Raw genomic sequence first — 343 nt, forward strand, 5'->3', positions numbered from 1 at the left:
GCAGTCCCACAGCCGGGCACCGTCGAAGTGCACCCGGGCGCCGGCCGAGCGGGCCTGGTCCACCACCGCCGTCAGCTCCGCCCAGCTCGGTAGCAGGAACCCCGCGTCGCGCAGCGGGAGTTCGACGGTCGCGGTGCCGTACGGCTGGCCCAGCTCGGCCAGTTCGGCCGCGGTGTACGGGCGGGGCGCGTCGGTGGGCCAGAGCCCGCGCAGGCCGGTCAGCTGTTGGTAGGCCTGGCGCTCCCAGCGCTGCAGGTGGCTCATCGGGTGCAGCGCCACGCCGATCCGCCCGGTCAGCTCGGCGCCGTAGCGCAGCGCGACCTGCTGGGCCATCGTGCCGGTG

The 343-nt window shown here is 75.8% G+C and carries 1 pseudogene; it reads right to left on the bottom strand.

Annotation, left to right across the window (positions count from 1 at the left end):
• A pseudogene (locus C7C46_RS35745) lies at positions 1-343 on the bottom strand (threonine aldolase); the annotation flags it as partial.

It is taken from the genome of Streptomyces tateyamensis (assembly GCF_003205575.1).
Classification (GTDB): Bacteria; Actinomycetota; Actinomycetes; order Streptomycetales; family Streptomycetaceae; genus Kitasatospora; species Kitasatospora tateyamensis.